The following is a 253-nucleotide window of genomic DNA, read 5'->3' as shown; positions in this document are numbered from 1 at the left end:
GATCCGCACGGAGACGTCCTCCAGCACGGGCGTGGGCCCGCCGAAGCTCTTGCCCACGTCCTCCATCACCACCGTCATGACCGCTCCCGTCCCGCCGTCGTCATCCGGATCAGGCCTCGTCGCCGCCGCGCACCATGCCGGCGGCGAGCGTGGCCCCGTCCTGGGGGTCGATCACGAGGAACGCCCCGGTGCGCCGATGCACGGCGTAGGGCTCCACGGGCAGCGGCGCGGCCAGGTGCAGGCGCACCTGTCC

At 73.9% G+C, this 253-nt stretch carries 1 protein-coding gene; it reads right to left on the bottom strand.

Features of this window, described 5'->3' with window-relative positions; genetic code table 11:
- Positions 1-109 precede the first annotated feature (109 nt).
- Positions 110-247 carry an elongation factor 1-alpha C-terminal domain-related protein gene (locus tag QSV46_RS41680; RefSeq protein ID WP_409997302.1) on the bottom strand — a complete coding sequence of 46 codons (138 nt, stop codon included), beginning with the start codon at positions 245-247 and terminating at the stop codon, positions 110-112.
- Positions 248-253 lie beyond the last annotated feature (6 nt).

This window comes from Bradyrhizobium cosmicum (assembly GCF_032290525.1).
Taxonomy (GTDB): Bacteria; Pseudomonadota; Alphaproteobacteria; order Rhizobiales; family Xanthobacteraceae; genus Bradyrhizobium; species Bradyrhizobium cosmicum_A.
Note: the sequence above shows the minus strand (reverse complement) of the source record. Positions and strands in the feature narration are given on the sequence as shown.